The following is a 17,444-nucleotide window of genomic DNA, read 5'->3' as shown; positions in this document are numbered from 1 at the left end:
GCCTAATTTTCTAAATTGTAGTAAAATTCTTTTTAGTATACAAAAGGAGCCCTGAAATATGAATATATCAAAAAAATATATACACATTGCACTCATTTGGTTTTTAGCATCATTATTTTGTTTACAAATCTCTTATGCCATTCATACTACTACTTCTATTACAATCGGCTGGATATTAACAGCTATCTTCTTCATTATTAGCTTCATTGCAACAAAAAAGCATAGTGTTACTCATTAACGCTATGCTTTTCCTATAAAACTATTCTTCTGAAACATCTAATAAATAAATACCTCTTTCAAATCCACCGCGCTCTATCTCTTTTTGCTTACGAAGGCGTTCCACATCTTCAATCGATGCACCTTCTGCACGTGCTAATGAAATGATAACCTCTAGCGCATCTGCAAGAGAATCTAGTGCATGTTCGCGTTCTTTCATAGAAGCAAATTCACGAATTTCTTCCGTTCCAATTTTCGCTAAAGCTTGTATGTAGGCTTGACCTGTTAATTTTTGTGCTGTATATGTTTTTCCAGACATTAAAATCTTCTCTGGAACACGATCTCTGACTAACTTGTTATATGCTGACATCATTCATCCTCCTATATTTAATAACATCCGAGCTCTGCTTTATAGAAAAACCATTTTTTCTTCACGCATGCACTTAACATATCAATTCCTGATCCATGTGCTCTTACATGTGGAAAGAAATAGTGCTCTAAGTCTTTGTCCTTACCATATAGAGTTTGATACTCATCTGGAATCGCTTCTTTTTTCACATCTTTTTCTTTCGTCACCCCGTCAGAAAATGCAACACTTGGATGTCCCTCAAAAAATAACGCAGTCCGAACTGCCAAAGATGGTGTACTATGCAAAGCAGAATATGTAAGCAAAATAATAGTGATAACACCAATCATTCTCTTCATGTATTACTCCTAAAAAAAGTGCTAACACAATTATACTAAAATGTGTTAGCACTTTCTCCCCTTTATCCCGAATTAACGAGCTAATAATCAGTGAGGAATGGACAAACTTTATTCCCCTTTAAATGCTGGTAAACGTTTCTCTAAAAACGCAGCAATACCTTCTTTATGATCCGCTGTTTGTCTCATTGCATATTGACCACGCTTTTCTAATTGCAATGTTTGCTCTAAATTAGAGCGATTTACTTCACATAAAATTTGCTTCGTTTGAATCATTGCTTTAATCGGTTTTTGTGACCATTCATTAATCTTCTGCTTCACAGCCGTTTGGAAATCTTCGCCGATTACTTCATCAATTAAGCCGATATCAAGCGCTTCTGTCGCTGATAATTTCTTACCTTCCCAAATAATTTGCTTCGTCATATTTTCACCGACACGCTTTTGAAGGAAGAAATGACCGCCTCCATCTGGAATTAAAGCGATTCCAATAAAGTTCATTGCAATAACAGATGATATATCCGCCATTACATAATCAGCTGTTAACGCAATACTTAACCCAAGACCTGCAGTCGGTCCATGAATTGCACTAATAACAAGCTTTGGCATCGTATATAATGTCACGACAACTTCAGAAATGGTATTCATAATGCCATCAAACTTACTTTCATCATTACTTGAAAGCATCGATTTAATATCCCCACCCGCAGAAAAACCACGGCCGTTCCCGCATAACACAACGATATGCGCAGAACTTTCCGCTACTTCTTTCAACTTTTGTAATAACTCTTTTAAGGTCGGCTCATCTAACGCATTTAACACCTCTGGGCGATTGACCATAACCGTTGCAACGTGGCCTTCATATTTCACAACGACAGATTCTGTTTTACTTGTTATTTCCATTATATATACCCCTCTTTTCTCCATAAAGATTATACTTATATAATTATAGAAAACCACTGAAAAATCCTTCTTTTTTCTCAATTTTCTGTCTAATAATCTCGCAATTTGTACATATACCGTATAAAACATACAATTCCGTTGAAAAATATAGAAATTAAAGTCGGTTTATCCATGCTTTTCATCTATTTACCATTACAATGAAATGGTGTATTCTTAAGTTTGATAAAAAAACAAATATTGAAATTCATTCGCCTTACTATGTAAAAAAGGCTTTATACCCATCTTTTGGGTGTTGTAATAAAGGAATGAAGAACTGGAGGAACATATGGTTAATAAGTTGAAACAAACGGATAACTACTTCCCACATTTCCTATTGCTATTCATTGTGTTTCAACCAATTTTAGATTTATTAACATCTTTTTCAATCTATATACTACACATGAGCGCAACAGTTGGAGTTGTAGTCCGTTTCGCCTTTATGCTTCTTGCATTAGGATACCTACTTCTTCATCACAAACAACAAGATGCGAAAAAGTACATCCTCTATTTATGTTTACTCGGAATCGCACTCGCAATCGGTCTTGTAAATAATATGATGGTTAAATCTCCAGTTTCATTTGGAGAAGAAGTTAAATTTATCTTAAAGAGCGTATATCCAATTGTGCTACTGTTTGGATATATCATCGCCTTTAAAGAGCTAAAAAATAAAGAGTATGTATTTCATAAAATCATTACATATTTCTTATATGCAACTTTAATTTTAAGCATCACAATGATTGTCGCAATGCAAACTGGAACGGATTTCCCAAGCTATCCTCACTCAAAAGTCGGTTCAAGAGGTTGGTTCTTCGCTGGAAATGATTTAAGTTCTCTTTTCGCCATTATGTTCCCAATCATTGTCTTATATTCGATTCATAAAACAACTTCTTTCTCGAAAATATATTACTGGATTCCAACAATACTTGCGATGTATGCAAGTATTATGGTCGGAACGAAAGTCGGATATGGCGCAATTGTTATTACATTAGGCGTAGCACTTTTCTTCTCATTCATTGAGTACATGATAAATCGTAAAAAAGAAGGAAAAGGATTCACACATATTGTAAATACCGTTGTTGCCGCTGTTATACTAGGAGGTTTAATTGTTCTTACACCGCATACTCCTATCGCAAAAAATATGGGCATTCACATGCAAATATACGAATACAAAAAATCAGTACAAGAAGAGAAAGATCGAAAAGAAGGAAAAGTAATTAAAGAAGATCCAGAAGATGCAAAAAAACATGCAAAAGGTGAACTTACAGATTCTGAAGTAAAAAGTTTAATTTACAGCGATCGCGACAAATTCTTAAAAACATACAAACAGTACTATAAAGACGCACCGCTTTCACAAAAACTATTCGGAATGGGTTACGCTGGTAACTACACAGATAAAATTAAATTAATTGAAATGGACTTCCATGACCTATTTTTCGCATTTGGAATTGTCGGTTTCCTTATTTACTTAATACCACTTCTATACTTTGGTATTACATTATTCATCCGCATGATCACAAACTTTAAGAAAATCATGACCGTAAAGTATATGCTATTAGCGAGCACACTCATTCTATCACTTGGCATTGGCTTTATGTCTGGCCACGTATTAACAGCGCCAGCCGTTAGCATTTTCTTCGTTGTTATTCTCGCTTATATCATTGTTGATTTTGAAATTGAATAAAAAGAAGGTGCTACGAAATATTAGTAGCACCTTCTTTTTTATTTAATTAATGTTTTACGTACTCTAAGCTTTCTTTTGCAATATACGCTTCTGTTACAGTAGGATTATCTGAAATAACTTTAACCCACGCTTTTCCATTTATTATTTCTTCACCAGTAACTGTGACAACTACATTTGTATTTAAACGATACAGTCGCTCATTTGATATACTAGGATTCTTTTTCACTTCCACGTTATTCATCACACGTGCAAGTTTGTACTTGTTGTATTCTTTTTTACCTAAATAAGAATCAAAACGGTTCATATGCCCCGCTACTTTTTTACCCCAGTTCGCATCAGATGCATATTTCGCATTTAAACCAGCAGCTTTATCACCTGTATATGTTGCTGTATAACGCCAATGTCCTGGATTTAAATATCCTTCATTCATGTATAATTTTGCTGCATGTTCAATACAATCTTCTTTTGAATTGAATGCTTCTCCGTTACCATATGGACTATCGTCTGTTGCTTTTAAACCAAATAAATTATTTTTGTCTTTTGCAAGAGCGCTTGTTCCATAATAACTTTCATGAATTGCTAATGAATATAAGAATAATGCATTTACATTATACTTGCTTTCTACTTCTTTAAATTTCTTTCCTAAACCAATTAATGGAGAGTCTGGCTTAATCGATTTCACATAACTATCTAGTTGTTCAGCTGTATAATCTGTTTTCGAACGTAATGATAAATAATTGAAATATTGATAGAAAGTTTCGTCTCCGAATGTCTTTCCATCTACACTATACATTTGCTGTCCTTGCTTCATGAAAGAAGGTGCCACACCATATCTAAATTCTGTATATCCAGGTGAACTTGTATTATATGTATAATATTTATGGTATAAATATCCATCTGATTTCACATAATAAGACGACTGTTTCATTTCATTGGTAGGAATTAAAGTGATTTCATTCTTCTTCACATAACCTGTCAAACCAGAAAGTTGAACTTTCACACGATCTTCGCCAACTTCTAACACTTTCAATTCTGTTCCATACTGAATATACGTATATACTGTTGCTAAATTCTCATCATAAATATTAATGATGTTTTGCCCAGTTATTCTTTTCGCACTTGCAAAACCATCTTTAATCCATAAAAATTCGTTCTCATATTTTACCGCATTCATACCTTTATTTTGAGCAGCCGTAACCGCTTCTTTATACGTATTATAGCGCTCTACTTCTTGCTCTGTTCCGTTTTCTCTTACATTTGTCACAACATATTTCTTAGTTTCTACAGGATTGGTATTTCCGTTTTTTTCAATCGTCTGAAGCATGCGATCCAACATAGCTGAAGCCATTCCTCTTGTAGCTGATAAATGTGGTCTAAATGTATTATCTTCTGGATACCCTTTAATAATTTGAGTAGCCACCATAACTTGCACATGCTCTTTATAGTTAATACTATCTTTATCAGTAAAGGTAAGCGGACTTACAGCTACTTTAATATTTTTATAGTCTAACGCTCGCTTTACCATGATCGACATTTCTTCACGTGTAATCACATCATTTGGTGAGAACGTCTCGTTCGTACGACCATTAATAATTTTCGCTCCATATGCTCTACTTACACCATCATATAAACCGTAAGTCTTCGGCACATCCTCGAAATTCGAATCAGCTTTCGGTAAATTTAAAGCCCTTGCTATGAATGTAGCAAACTCTGCTCTTGTTACTAATTTATCAGGCGCATATACATTGTCTCCATACCCCATTAAAACTCCTTTAGTAATAAGTGAGCGCATATGCGTCTCAAACATATGTCCTGTAATATCATCATTTGCCGCATAACTTGAAATAGGAGTTAAAAGTAATGATCCCGTTAATGCCACTGCTGTTATACCTTTTGAAAAAGTCTTCAAGGTTATCCTCCTCGTAATCTACGAATTTATTATCACAAATTTGATTATATAATAATCACAATCATTTTAGCATAATAAATAGGAATTAAAATAAAACGTTTTTTAATTAGAATTTTCATTACATTCAAAACAAAATAAAAGACACTTTACTTTTTTAATAAAGTGCCTTTTTCCATATGATCAATGAGTTTCTTTGTTGCCTGTTTGCCTTGCAACCGAAGCTCATCTATTGTCAATTGTAACTCTTGCTGCACAGTTCCTTGTTGCATTAATTGCTTTTTCGCAATTTCATATAAATATTCAGCACTCCATTCGCCATCCACACTTCCTATAACTGGCTGATTCACTTGACTTAAAAACGAATCAATTTTCGGATCGTATGAAATCCCGACCATTGGAGTTTTGGCTACAGCAGAAAAAACTAGTGCATGAAGACGCATACCAATTAGTAATGAACATTGTGATAAAATGAATATTTTCTCGTCGATATCCATTTTATATGGAAGCATATACGTCTCTTCTCCCATTAAGTCTACTACTTCACGCGAAGCTTTTTGATCAAATGGCTCATGCATTGGAACAAATAGAATTTGGTATCCTTCTTGCTTTAATTTTTTTAATGCCGCAGCTAATTTTTTTATATAATCTTCTTTTGCATTCCAATAACGCACACTAACCGCAATTACTTTTCCATGTATCGAATGCTTTTGCAACCAATCCGATTGTTTTGTCCGTTTCCATGTTAAAACAGGGTCTGGAACAATTTCAATATCGTTTTTTATGCCAAGTTCTTTTAAATATAAAAACGAATCCTCATCTCGAACTGATACATAGGAAGCTTTTGACAAGTTCCATTTTACTAATAGACGATTATATCCTTTTGTAATTGGACCTATTCCTTGTGAATAAATATAATACGGCTTTTTTAATAATCGAGCGAGTCCCATAATACCCGTATAATATAGAATACTCTTCGTACTTGTCTGATCTTGAAGAAGGCTCCCGCCACCGCTAATAACTCCATCACTGTTTTTGATTGCATGATAAACAGCTTTTATATCCCAGCGATCTACCGATTCTACACCATACATTTCCTTTGTATATTTAGAATCATTTGATAGTACTACTAGTTCTATATCCGGGTTCTCTTTACTTAACGATTCAATAATTGATTGTAGAATCGCCTCGTCTCCAACATTATAAAAACCATAATATCCTGATAAGACTAAACGCACCCTAAATCTCCTCCAAAACTAGGTAACCGTTTATTTCATCTAACATAAACTAGTACCCATTCCTTACCTAAACACTTGATACCCTACATAGTTTCCTCTTTATCAGTTCATATGAATTATAATAAAAAATTAAATTTCTATATTTATCTTTTCAAAAATGGTATTTTGTTTATTGATATCCATTTTAATTTCAAAGCACATACACCATACAAAATGGTTGTAATACTTAATGCTATACCACTGAATAATAACGTCATAATTCTTGAAGATGTAATATTTATCACATTACATAGTTCATACAATCCTAGTCCCAAAATACATGCTATTGCTAGCACACCAAAAAAGCTTTTTAAATGAATAGAATAGGCAATATAGCTTCGAATATACAAATGATTTACAATACAAACCAATACGTAAGTAATGAATGTACTATACGCCGCTCCATCTATGCCAAACTTCTGCACGAACATTATGTTTAACACGACTTTCACACAACTCGCAGCAATAACAATCCATGCAGCTTGTGCAGAACGGTTAATGCCCTGTAAAACACCTATTGATAATACCATAACCGCAGTAAAATACGAACTGCCAATCATAACTGTTAACATACTACTGCCTTTTACATCTGTGAACAATCCGACATTTAACGGTACTGTTAATGCCATCAACCATATTGTTAACGGTGCTGTCAAAACATGCGCTAGTCGATTTGTATTTTGAATTGTTATTTTCGCCAAATTTATATCTCTTTTGGCCAATGCGGAAGTTAAGAGTGGTATTAACGGAAATACAATTGCACTTGCAAAAATAACAATTATTTGCGTGAATGCAAAACCGCGACTGTATATTCCAAATTGTTCTTGAATTTCTGTTGATGATCCTTGTAATACATGCGGTATTGTAAGCGAGTCTACTAAATTTAAAAGTGGCATTGATAAAGCTCCAATAGCGATTGGGATCGATACCCGCAATATCTTTTTGCCGTTTTCTCTTAAATCTCGGAGCGAATAGGTATTGCTTTTATTGTAGTATGGACTTCTATTATATTTTATACGCAAATATATAAGCGAACTAATGACTCCAAGAAAAGAGCCAACCATCGCACCACTAGTAATAACAGTATTACTCTTATCACATGATACTAGTATGTAAGCAATTATTAACATAAAAAACACACGTACAAATTGCTCAATGACCTGTGATACCCCTGTTGGTTTCATATCACCGAAACCTTGAAAATACCCTCTATACACCGCCATGTATGGCGCAATGAGTAATGCTAATGAAGTAATAAGCAACGGCATTCTAGTTTCTTGTCCACCAAGCATATTTGCAATTTCAATAGAAAATAATACAATGACTAAACAGCCGAAAACGCCAAATGCTATCCCAATAATTGACGCTGATTTAAATAATTTCGCAATTTCCTTTTGCTTATTTTTTTCGTTCAACTCTGCAATTAGTTTCGAAATTGCAAGTGGAACTCCGGCTACCGATAATGTAAGAGCAATCATATATACAGGAAAAACAAGGCGGAAAATACCGAGCACTTCATCTCCTGCAATATTTTGTAATGGAATTTGAAAAAAACTACCCAGCAATTTCGACAAAAAAGTTGTAATGGTTAAAATTGCTGCTCCTTTTACAAATGTTTTATTCATATTTTTTCTCTTTTCTTTTATACATATACTCTCAAACATATTGTTTTAAACGATAGGAATTCACTTTATCCCATTGGTTATCATAACAAATTTATTATAGGTTGAATACTTGGTTTTTTTTTCAAAATAGAAAAGAGAACCCATTTAAGCCTGTCTCTTCACAATATTTTTTCTAATTCCTTCCATTATATATGTACACACTATAACCGTTTCTGTTACTCAAAAGAGCCCTTCCTCTCTATCACTGCGATACATATTACTAAAAACATTATAAAAATATCCCACAACTCTACATTATAATTTATGTAAGATTGTGAGATATTCTAATTACCATCTAAACACTTAAAATTTTCAATTGCTCTTTCTGTTCATTGCTTGCCATTACTGCGATTGTTTTTTCAATACTCGGATGTACTTGCTCAAGCTTTACACTTGCTCCTACTTTATTTGATTGCTCAACAAAATTTAATAATGCCATAGCTCCTGATACATCCATATAACGCACATCTTTCATACGTAAAACAACCGGTGACTTCACATCTTGTAAAGTAGAGAAAATACGATCTACTGATAGGAAAGAGAGCGGTCCTTGAATTGTGTACGTTTCTTCTTTTTCTTTTACGATAGAAGTTTTGCGTTCTTTACATTTCACCATATATATGATGAACGAAAGAATAATACCGAATGCAACAGCAATCATTAAATCGAACTTCACCGTTACAATCATCGTTACGAGCATAACAACGACATCACCTTTAGGAGCGACATGCATCTTTTTCATGCTTCCCCAATCGAACATTCCAATACCAGTTAAAATTAAAATACCTGATAATACAGCAAGTGGAATATATTGTACGACCGAACCAAGACCCATAATAAAAATAAATAAGATAACACTATGCATACATGCCGAAAGTGCCGTTTTACCGCCACTTCTTATATTCACGATAGACCTTACAGTCGCACCTGCACCTGCTAATCCGCCAAACAATCCGCTCATCATATTACCGATACCTTGTCCGACCAGTTCTTTATTACTTTTATGACGTGTACCTGTCACATTATCCATTACGACCGATGTTAACAACGAGTCAATCGATCCTAATAAAGCAATACTAAGCGCTGGCAAAATAAGTGCTGCTATTCCTGTTCCACTTAAAGATGGAATATGAAGCGTAGGCATCGCTTCTGGAATGGTTCCAATCTTTTCAATTACTTTATTTAGTGAAAGATTTCCGATAATCGGTAACTTTACTGTAAGTCCTTCGAGTAGGGAAGAAAATAAAGGAAGCAAAGCTGTCACACCGACTAGTGCTACTAAACTAGACGGAATCGCCTTAATCCATTTACCAGAAACAATCATTACAATAATCGTTAACACAACAAGTAAAAAACTATTTTGTACGTGCTTTATTTCGCCTAAAATAATGATTAATGCAATACCATTCATAAATCCCGAAACGACAGGATACGGAATATATCGAACGTAAGAACCGAGCTTACATACACCGAATAAAATTTGAAATAACCCTGCCATCATAAAGGCAATAAAACTTGCCTCTAACCCGTGCGTCGCAATAACTCCTGTTGCAATAACGGTAATTGGTCCTGTTGGTCCTGTTACTTGCCCAGGTGTCCCGCCAAATAACGCTGCGAATAAACCTGCAAAAATCGCACCATACAATCCAACAAGCGCTCCCTCAGACGTTCCTGTCGCGGCAATACCAAATGCAATCGCAAGTGGTAACGCAACAATCGCAACAGTAAATCCTGCTAAACATTCCTTTGCTATTTTTTGAAACATAAAAAAACCACCTTTGTATAAAGTCCATGTTCCATTGTACACCTAAAAAGATACATTCGTTAGCTCACTTTTTACATTCTCGTGACGTAAACGTATTCAACGAAAAGTTTCCCCCTTATCTTTGGAAACAATTGCAACTATGCTATAATGAACAAATTAAATCTTTTACTATATACTTGGAGGCACTATGCTAACTTTTGAAGAAAAATTATCGATTATTGAATCTTTCCCAGAACTAGAAAGAAAGAACGTATCATTAAAACGTGTAAACTTCCACTTTGAAGAAAGTCGTTTAGATAAAAAGAACGTTGTATTTCATTTACACCCAAATGGAAATGGATTTGTATATGCAAGCGGTATTAAAGGTTATAAAACAGATGATAAAGGCATGGTTAACATCCGTGAGTTTTCAGCAGAGGAGTTACGTTCAGTAATTGAGAAATCAATTGACCTTCTATCACAAGAAGAAGTAGTAGCACCTGTAGAACCTGCGAAAGAAGAAGAATGGCAGAATGAAGATGGTCATATTCTTACTCTTATTTCAGAGGATGACATGTGGAACGTGTACGCTGGTGTAAACTTAGACGGTACATTCAACTCTTATCCAGAAGCTGCGGAATACCTTGATGAAGAAGGCTTTTCACGCAAATAAAAATAGAAACCTATTTCATTCAACGACTTTTATAGTAATCAAAGAAGACACTTAAGGTGTCTTTTTTTGTTATATAAACTCCTTTCTCACACTATCTCTATTAATTTTCATAAAATGATTCAGAGGAGGTTTATATGAATACAACTGCTAAATTAATAAATTGGAAAGAACATGGCGATATGATTATTCTAGAATGTGAATTAAATGGAAAACGCTTCGAGATATCAACATATAAACAACGAATATATAATGCACACCTTTTATCAGCTGACGTTTATATTCGTTTAGACTCATCTGATAATATAATTGGAATAAATATTTATAAAAAGTAAGAAAAGCCCCCTATTCCATAGGCGGGCTTTATCTTTATTACACAACATCAGAGTATACTCTCTTTTTTCATACAGTTTATGTAATTATACATATTCATCAAAAAATACACTGAATGAATATTACATGTAGTAAAATATAACTTGTGGGCACGTTCTATAAAGCAGATTCTTTTAAAAGGCGTAACATATCAATTATTATAGGGGATGTGGCGTCACTTCGATATTGATCTCAAATCTCTTGTCTTTTGTGAACTAACAATCTAGTGTATATAGACGATTCTGCTTTATAGTGTGTGTTTACACTCATAACAAAGGGGTAATGGTAATACGGATAGATTCCGATTCGTATGAAATGAAATGGTTCAAGTCGGAGAAAGGCACCTTAGGGTGTCTTTTCTTTTTGTATTACATCCACTTTGTGTTTCCACCTTATTTCAAATTCGCTAATTAACCTTCACCAAGAAAAAATGAGAATTAACAAAGATATTGTTTCTTCTGTTTAATACAGAAAAATGAAGGATACCCCATAGATATGGGGCATCCTTCATTTTCTATTTTTTCGCACCTTTCAACGACTCCCTCAGTACAAACTTCTGCAACTTCCCGCTCGCATTACGAGGGAGTTCATCTACAAATAAATAATGACGCGGACGTTTATAATCTGCTAGTTCATCACTTTCTTTGCAATACGTTTCTAAATCAGCTTCTGTTATTGTTTCATCTTTCTTCACAATAACTGCCACAACACGCTCTCCCCATAATTCATCTGGCTCGCCAAGTACCGCCACATCTAATATACCTGGATGACTATGAAGGAAATCTTCAATTTCACGAGGATAAATATTTACGCCACCGCTAATTACCATATCATCAACGCGATCAGCAACGAATAAATAACCGTCTTTATCAAAATAGCCTAGATCACCAGAATGATACCATCCTTTATACATCGATTTTTTATTCGCTTCTTCACGATTATGATAGCCAGCCATCATAGTTGGGCCACGTAAAATAATTTCTCCCACTTCATAAGGAGGTAATACATCATCTGGTTCTGCCGGTGCATCCTCGTTCGGTTTCACAATACGAACTTCATGGCTAAAACATGGCGTGCCTGCTGAACCAGCTTTCGTAATTTGATCCTCCTCTACGAGAAATGCAACAACTGGCCCCATTTCTGTCATTCCGTATATTTGAACAAGATCAATATAAAGACGTTCTTTACATTCCTTCACTAACGCCGGTGCCATTGCTGCTCCGCCATATATACCGATTTTCATTGACGTTAAATCATACTGAGCTAAATCTTTTTGCAACAACATATTCCACATCGTCGGCGCTGCAAAGAACGTCGTAATCTTTTCTTCTTGAATCGTATGTAATACTGTTTCTGTATCAAAATGATGCAAAATAACATTCTTTCCGCCAACTTGAATGCGTGGTATGATTCCGGCATTTAATTCACCACAGTGATATAAAGGTGCAACAACAAGCCCAACGCTATCTCTATTATATTTTAGGAAATACGTACAAATCATACTATGCTCAGCCATTTCACGATGGCGATGTAACACGCCTTTCGGATGACCTGTCGTACCGCTCGTATACAGCATAGAACAATAATCCATTTCATCAATTTCGATATTTACTTTCTCAGAAGATGCTTCATTCACTTTTTCATGGTAGGAACTTGCATAGGAAGGTTTATCGTTTTCTATAGACCAAAAAGATGTATTTGGAAAATCTCTTTCAATTATAGCAACAGTTGACTCAACTACTTTTTCAAAGACAACGACTTTCGAGGATGCGTCCTGAAGAATATAAGATACTTCTTTTGCTTTTAAGCGGAAATTAATCGGGTTAAAGATCGCTCCAATTTTCGCACAGGCTAAGTAAACGTTTACAAATTCATGGCAATTATATAAGTAAACAGATACCGTATCTCCCTTTCTTACCCCTTCTTCTAATAGAGCGTGCGCTGTTTTATTTATTTGTTCATCCCACTGTTTATACGTCCAGCGAATATTTTTTTCAGGTTCCACTAACGCCTCTTTATTTGGATACTTACCAACTGATAAATCAAAAATTCTCCCTATCGTCATATACATGCCAACAATTTCCCCCTTTTCTCTTTCATAAATCTATCATTTCGTCCATAAGTAGACATTGTCCTCTAATGATTTGACTAATTTTTCTGATTATTATCGACATAGTTTTACATACGGTACCGCTAGACGGTAAATGAAATTATATCGGCGATTTTCCAGATATATCGACCGTAACTTGAAATATATCAACCACAACTCAATTTATATCAGCGATTTTTCAAATATATCGACTTACCGACAAAAACTGATAAGATATAATCGGACCGCCCGTTACTGCAGGATAAAAAAGAGGTTGTTCCGACTCGGAACAACCTCTTTCTTCTTATGCAAATAGCTCTTCTAAAATTTTCAGTTTATCTTCTGTATATTTCACAAAGCCATCATTATATGATTTTGGATCTTTCGGATTCGCAAAGTGCGTAATTGCTCCCGTCTTCGGGTGAACAAATTTACTTGATGCACCACAACCAAGTCCGATAATTGATTGTACTTCTTCCATAATGACAATGTTGTAAATACTTTCTTGCGTCGGCATTGCATAACCAACGTTCTCTAAGTTACCTAAAATATTCTTTTGACGATATAGGTAATATGGTACGTAATTATGCTTTTGCGTCCACTCTTCTGCTTCATGCATCATCGCTGTAATTTCTTCGCGACCTGCTACTTTATATTTACGTTTGTTTTGCGTCATTTCAGAAGCACGTTTAAATGATAACGTATGAACTGTTAATGATTCTGGCATTAACTTTTCTGTTTCATCTAACGTATGCTTGAAGATATCTAACCCTTCACCAGGAAGACCAATAATTAAGTCCATATTAATATTGTTCATTCCCATTTCACGAGCTAAATGGTATTTCTCAATTGTTTCTTCTACAGTATGATGACGTCCAATTGCTTTTAGTGTCTCTTGATGGTATGACTGCGGATTAATACTAATACGGTCAATATTCCATTTATTTAACACTTCTAGCTTTGCTGGCGTAATTGTATCTGGGCGACCTGCCTCAACTGTTACTTCACGCACATTTTTCACATCTGGGAACGCTTCATACATTTCTTCATACAGCATATCCATCTCTTCTGCTGTAATACTTGTAGGTGTACCGCCGCCGTAATAAATCGTCGTAACTTTTACACCTTTTTCTTTTAAAAACTTACCAATTTCACGAACTTCATAATGTAAACCACCTAAGAACGAATCAACAGACCCTTGGCGTCCATTAATCGCATAAGCCGGGAATGTACAGTATGCACATTTCGTTGGACAAAACGGAATACCGATATAAATACTTACTTCTTCTTTCAAACGGTATAAATCCGGAACAACTGCTAATTGGCAATCAACAATGCGCTGAAGAAGTTCAATTTTCTCTTCATGAATTAAATAACTTTCACGAAGTTCTTGATGCGCTTCTTCTTTTGACATACCATTTTGAAGCATTTTGTGAAGAAGTTTCGTCGGACGTACTCCCGTTAAAATACCCCAGCTTTGTTCAATACCAGTTAACTGCTGAAGAACAGAAAGATATACATAAGAAACAACGTGTTTCACTTGCTTCATACGCTCTTTTTCATCTGTGAAAGCAGATAAATCTTTCGAGAATGTTTCTTCATACACATTTCCTGTGCTAACATCCGTTAATTGAGCGGATGCTTTCACATTATCCTCAATGTGTATATCAACGATCAGATTTGCTTCCTCTTGTTCAAATCCAATCGTACTATCTTCAAAAAATAAGCCGCCAATATTTTGTAGCGGACGTAAAAAACGATCATCTTGTAACGTTTTAATTGAAATTAACAACATTATCACCTTTTCATTTGCAAACTCTCTTTAGTTTACTTGAAGGGCGTTTACAGGTCAATACAGAAGGTTTTACCTGTTTCTCTTACATTTTTTCAAATAATTCTTTTTATGAATATTGCTCATGTATATAGACATCATGATTTTCTCTTGTTAAAATTTATTAGTGTTAAAATCGATACATAGTGAAAATACAATATAAAAAGGAGGACTGTTAACACTAGATTCCACAATCTAATGTGTTAAAAACAAATATGAAAAAGAAATTTTATAGTGTTTTAACTCTCTCTCTTGCATTACAAACTGTTCTTGCACCTACTTATTCATTTGCAGAGAGTGCTGAAAAATCCGCCGAAGTATATACGGAGGATCAAGTTTTTAAAAGTATTAAAGAACATGTTAATGAGCATAGTACTCATGAAGAAGATATCGAGGTTACTGGCCAATTCCTACTATACACTTCAAAAAAACATTCATTATATACCGCGAATGATTTAAAAAACAAATCGAATATCGAGATTACAGAACAAGTCGTAACGGCGACAAAGAAAAAAGGAAATGCTTATTACATAACCACGTCAACTGGCGCTGGATGGATAGATAACAATGATAATAGCTTAGAAGTTCAAGAGATTCATAAACTATCTAACCAAAAATTAATCGTAAAAGAAGAAGCTTCCATACATGCACTTCCGTTCCAATCGTTTAAAGAAGAAGGGAAACTAGAGCCACAAGTCATTACTCCTACTGAACAAGCTGGAAATTGGTTTAAAGTCCAAATAAACGAAACAGCAAAATGGATTTATGCACCTTCTGCTACATTTGAAGGTACAAAAGCTTCATTATTAAAAAACAGTCGTACTGCTAAAAACAGTTTATTGAGATCGCCAGAAGCTCTACAAACAAACAATATTTATGGCGTTACATTTAAAGAAATGATTGTCCCAAAAGGAAATGACGATATTCGACCTGGCTACCCGATGGTGCCTAAATATATTACGATTCACGAAACGGCTAATACAGCGAAAGGTGCCAATGCTCTAAATCATGCAAAATTCTTAGATAATCAAGCACGCGGAACAGCTGATCGCGCCGCATCTTGGCATTTCACAGTAGATGATAAAGAAATTTATCAACATCTTCCGGTAAATGAAGTTGGATGGCATGCTGGAAATAAAACTGGAAACTATGAATCTATCGGAATTGAAATTGCCGTTAATCAAGATGGAAACTATGAAAAAGCGGTAGAAAATGCCCGTAAATTGGCAGCTTATTTAATGAACGACTTAAATATTTCTCTAGATAAGGTCCAAAAACACCAATTTTGGTCAGGAAAAAACTGCCCTGCGTTTATGATTCAACGCGGACAATGGGATGCTTTCTTAAAAGGAACTGAAACATACTATAAAGAAAATCAAAAAAATCCAGTAACTGATGACATTACAGGTGGCTGGTATGAACAAGACATTCGTCAATTAGCAGCTAGAGGCATTATGCAAGGAGAAGGAAACGGCAAGTACTTCCCAGAACGTCTTGTAACGCGTGCTGAATTTGCTACATTAATTACTCGTGCTTTACAATTACCAAGTGGAAATGCTAATTTCACAGACTTAGAACAAGTACACCCATCGTTACGAGACGGTATTAATCGTGCAGCAAGCGCAGGCATAATCCGCGGACGTGGTGATAATACATTTGACCCAAATACTACAATTACACGCGAAGAAGCTGTTATTATGATCGATCGTTCTCTAAAACACGCTGGTATTTTTGCAAAACAAGTTGAACTACCATTCGTAGACCAAAACTTAATTTACGCTAAAGAAGAAGTACAAAGAGTGTATGGATACGGAATTGTAAAAGGTAATGAATTGAATCAATTCGTACCAAAAGGACCATCACAACGTGCTCACGCAGCTGCATTTATAAACAGAATGCTTAGCGTAATTGAAGCTTAACATATTTATCATTCCATATAGATATTTTCATTTTATCTGTATTCACTTAAAAGGCATCAGAGATTATATATCTCTGATGCCTTTTATACATCCGTTAACTATTTTTAGCCATGAATCTTAAACGTATTCCTAGTAACAGAAGCATAAAACCGATGAATGGAACGTAATTCGTATTGTGTCCTGTAGCTGGGAGTTGTTGATTATTAGAAGAACCTTGTCCTTGTTCTGGTAAATTAGGTTTTTCTACTCCCTCACCTGGCTTTTCTGTTCCTTCACCTGGCTTCTCTGTTCCTTCACCCGGCTTTTCTGTTCCTTCACCCGGCTTTCCTGTTCCTTCACCTGGTTTTCCTGTTCCTTCACCTGGTTTTCCTGTTCCTTCACCTGGTTTTCCTGTTCCTTCACCTGGTTTTCCTGTTCCTTCACCTGGTTTTCCT

Annotated in this window: 15 protein-coding genes; 5 read left to right on the top strand and 10 right to left on the bottom strand. The window is 35.1% G+C overall.

Features of this window, described 5'->3' with window-relative positions; all coding sequences use genetic code 11:
- Positions 1–58: 58 nt before the first annotated feature.
- Positions 59–238 (top strand): hypothetical protein, encoded by a 180-nt coding sequence (locus tag ACTFR3_RS25875; RefSeq protein ID WP_001027083.1) that lies wholly within the window; start codon positions 59–61, stop codon positions 236–238.
- Between the two features lie 21 nt (positions 239–259).
- Here ACTFR3_RS25875 and ACTFR3_RS25870 read toward each other — a convergent pair whose 3' ends face one another.
- The 3 genes from ACTFR3_RS25870 to ACTFR3_RS25860 all read right to left on the bottom strand — a co-directional run bounded on the left by ACTFR3_RS25870 (position 260) and on the right by ACTFR3_RS25860 (position 1,842).
- The gene (locus tag ACTFR3_RS25870) at positions 260–586 is read right to left on the bottom strand and encodes a nucleoside triphosphate pyrophosphohydrolase (RefSeq protein ID WP_001277350.1); all 327 of its coding nucleotides are present in this window, start codon (positions 584–586) and stop codon (positions 260–262) included.
- 17 nt (positions 587–603) lie between these two features.
- The gene (locus tag ACTFR3_RS25865; protein WP_074554177.1) at positions 604–921 is read right to left on the bottom strand and encodes a hypothetical protein; all 318 of its coding nucleotides are present in this window, start codon (positions 919–921) and stop codon (positions 604–606) included.
- Between the two features lie 108 nt (positions 922–1,029).
- Positions 1,030–1,842, bottom strand: coding sequence for an enoyl-CoA hydratase (locus tag ACTFR3_RS25860; protein ID WP_001999174.1), 813 nt, complete (start codon positions 1,840–1,842; stop codon positions 1,030–1,032).
- 301 nt (positions 1,843–2,143) lie between these two features.
- On the opposite strand from ACTFR3_RS25860, the gene ACTFR3_RS25855 reads away from it, so the two are divergent.
- On the top strand, positions 2,144–3,538 hold the full coding sequence (locus ACTFR3_RS25855; protein WP_000247538.1) for an O-antigen ligase family protein: 1,395 nt from the start codon (positions 2,144–2,146) through the stop codon (positions 3,536–3,538).
- A 46-nt stretch (positions 3,539–3,584) separates the two neighbouring features.
- Here the strand turns inward: ACTFR3_RS25855 and ACTFR3_RS25850 are convergent, their stop codons facing one another.
- The 4 genes from ACTFR3_RS25850 to ACTFR3_RS25835 all read right to left on the bottom strand — a co-directional run bounded on the left by ACTFR3_RS25850 (position 3,585) and on the right by ACTFR3_RS25835 (position 10,150).
- Complete coding sequence (locus ACTFR3_RS25850; RefSeq protein WP_000847498.1) at positions 3,585–5,447, bottom strand: S-layer homology domain-containing protein; 1,863 nt, start codon at positions 5,445–5,447, stop codon at positions 3,585–3,587.
- Positions 5,448–5,593: 146 nt separating this feature from the next.
- Complete coding sequence (gene csaB, locus ACTFR3_RS25845; RefSeq protein WP_001241591.1) at positions 5,594–6,682, bottom strand: polysaccharide pyruvyl transferase CsaB; 1,089 nt, start codon at positions 6,680–6,682, stop codon at positions 5,594–5,596.
- Between the two features lie 143 nt (positions 6,683–6,825).
- Positions 6,826–8,346, bottom strand: a complete 1,521-nt coding sequence (locus tag ACTFR3_RS25840) for a putative polysaccharide biosynthesis protein (RefSeq protein WP_440044963.1) — start codon at positions 8,344–8,346, stop codon at positions 6,826–6,828.
- A 334-nt stretch (positions 8,347–8,680) separates the two neighbouring features.
- Positions 8,681–10,150 carry a SulP family inorganic anion transporter gene (locus ACTFR3_RS25835; RefSeq protein WP_048655873.1) on the bottom strand — a complete coding sequence of 490 codons (1,470 nt, stop codon included), beginning with the start codon at positions 10,148–10,150 and terminating at the stop codon, positions 8,681–8,683.
- A 187-nt stretch (positions 10,151–10,337) separates the two neighbouring features.
- On the opposite strand from ACTFR3_RS25835, the gene ACTFR3_RS25830 reads away from it, so the two are divergent.
- A complete protein-coding gene (locus tag ACTFR3_RS25830) occupies positions 10,338–10,802 on the top strand; it encodes a hypothetical protein (protein ID WP_000954998.1) in 465 nt (154 codons plus the stop codon).
- A gap of 134 nt (positions 10,803–10,936) precedes the next feature.
- Positions 10,937–11,134 carry a hypothetical protein gene (locus ACTFR3_RS25825; protein WP_001098258.1) on the top strand — a complete coding sequence of 66 codons (198 nt, stop codon included), beginning with the start codon at positions 10,937–10,939 and terminating at the stop codon, positions 11,132–11,134.
- A 551-nt stretch (positions 11,135–11,685) separates the two neighbouring features.
- Here the strand turns inward: ACTFR3_RS25825 and ACTFR3_RS25820 are convergent.
- Complete coding sequence (locus ACTFR3_RS25820; protein WP_440044962.1) at positions 11,686–13,242, bottom strand: fatty acid--CoA ligase; 1,557 nt, start codon at positions 13,240–13,242, stop codon at positions 11,686–11,688.
- Between the two features lie 322 nt (positions 13,243–13,564).
- The gene (locus ACTFR3_RS25815) at positions 13,565–15,055 is read right to left on the bottom strand and encodes a coproporphyrinogen III oxidase (protein ID WP_002164625.1); all 1,491 of its coding nucleotides are present in this window, start codon (positions 15,053–15,055) and stop codon (positions 13,565–13,567) included.
- Between the two features lie 251 nt (positions 15,056–15,306).
- On the opposite strand from ACTFR3_RS25815, the gene ACTFR3_RS25810 reads away from it, so the two are divergent.
- Entirely contained in the window at positions 15,307–17,010 is a 1,704-nt protein-coding gene (locus tag ACTFR3_RS25810) for an S-layer homology domain-containing protein (protein WP_002164626.1), read from the top strand.
- A gap of 94 nt (positions 17,011–17,104) precedes the next feature.
- On the opposite strand, the gene ACTFR3_RS25805 is transcribed toward ACTFR3_RS25810, so the two are convergent.
- The coding region (locus ACTFR3_RS25805) for an LPXTG cell wall anchor domain-containing protein (RefSeq protein ID WP_440020963.1) at positions 17,105–17,444 on the bottom strand (340 nt) is incomplete at its 5' end.

Source organism: Bacillus cereus group sp. MYBK14-1 (assembly GCF_051916885.1).
In the GTDB taxonomy this organism is placed as follows: domain Bacteria; phylum Bacillota; class Bacilli; order Bacillales; family Bacillaceae_G; genus Bacillus_A; species Bacillus_A cereus.
This window is presented reverse-complemented; position numbering and strand designations above follow the sequence as displayed.

Bases quoted from the DNA above. Each gene is read 5' to 3' on its own strand.
- ACTFR3_RS25875 (WP_001027083.1), top strand. From the start codon at position 59: ATGAATATATCAAAAAAATATATACACATTGCACTCATTTGGTTTTTA.
- ACTFR3_RS25870 (WP_001277350.1), bottom strand. From the start codon at position 586: ATGTCAGCATATAACAAGTTAGTCAGAGATCGTGTTCCAGAGAAGATT.
- ACTFR3_RS25865 (WP_074554177.1), bottom strand. From the start codon at position 921: ATGAAGAGAATGATTGGTGTTATCACTATTATTTTGCTTACATATTCT.
- ACTFR3_RS25860 (WP_001999174.1), bottom strand. From the start codon at position 1,842: ATGGAGAAAAGAGGGGTATATATAATGGAAATAACAAGTAAAACAGAA.
- ACTFR3_RS25855 (WP_000247538.1), top strand. From the start codon at position 2,144: ATGGTTAATAAGTTGAAACAAACGGATAACTACTTCCCACATTTCCTA.
- ACTFR3_RS25840 (WP_440044963.1), bottom strand. From the start codon at position 8,346: ATGAATAAAACATTTGTAAAAGGAGCAGCAATTTTAACCATTACAACT.
- ACTFR3_RS25835 (WP_048655873.1), bottom strand. From the start codon at position 10,150: ATGTTTCAAAAAATAGCAAAGGAATGTTTAGCAGGATTTACTGTTGCG.
- ACTFR3_RS25830 (WP_000954998.1), top strand. From the start codon at position 10,338: ATGCTAACTTTTGAAGAAAAATTATCGATTATTGAATCTTTCCCAGAA.
- ACTFR3_RS25825 (WP_001098258.1), top strand. From the start codon at position 10,937: ATGAATACAACTGCTAAATTAATAAATTGGAAAGAACATGGCGATATG.
- ACTFR3_RS25820 (WP_440044962.1), bottom strand. From the start codon at position 13,242: ATGTATATGACGATAGGGAGAATTTTTGATTTATCAGTTGGTAAGTAT.
- ACTFR3_RS25815 (WP_002164625.1), bottom strand. From the start codon at position 15,055: ATGTTGTTAATTTCAATTAAAACGTTACAAGATGATCGTTTTTTACGT.
- ACTFR3_RS25810 (WP_002164626.1), top strand. From the start codon at position 15,307: ATGAAAAAGAAATTTTATAGTGTTTTAACTCTCTCTCTTGCATTACAA.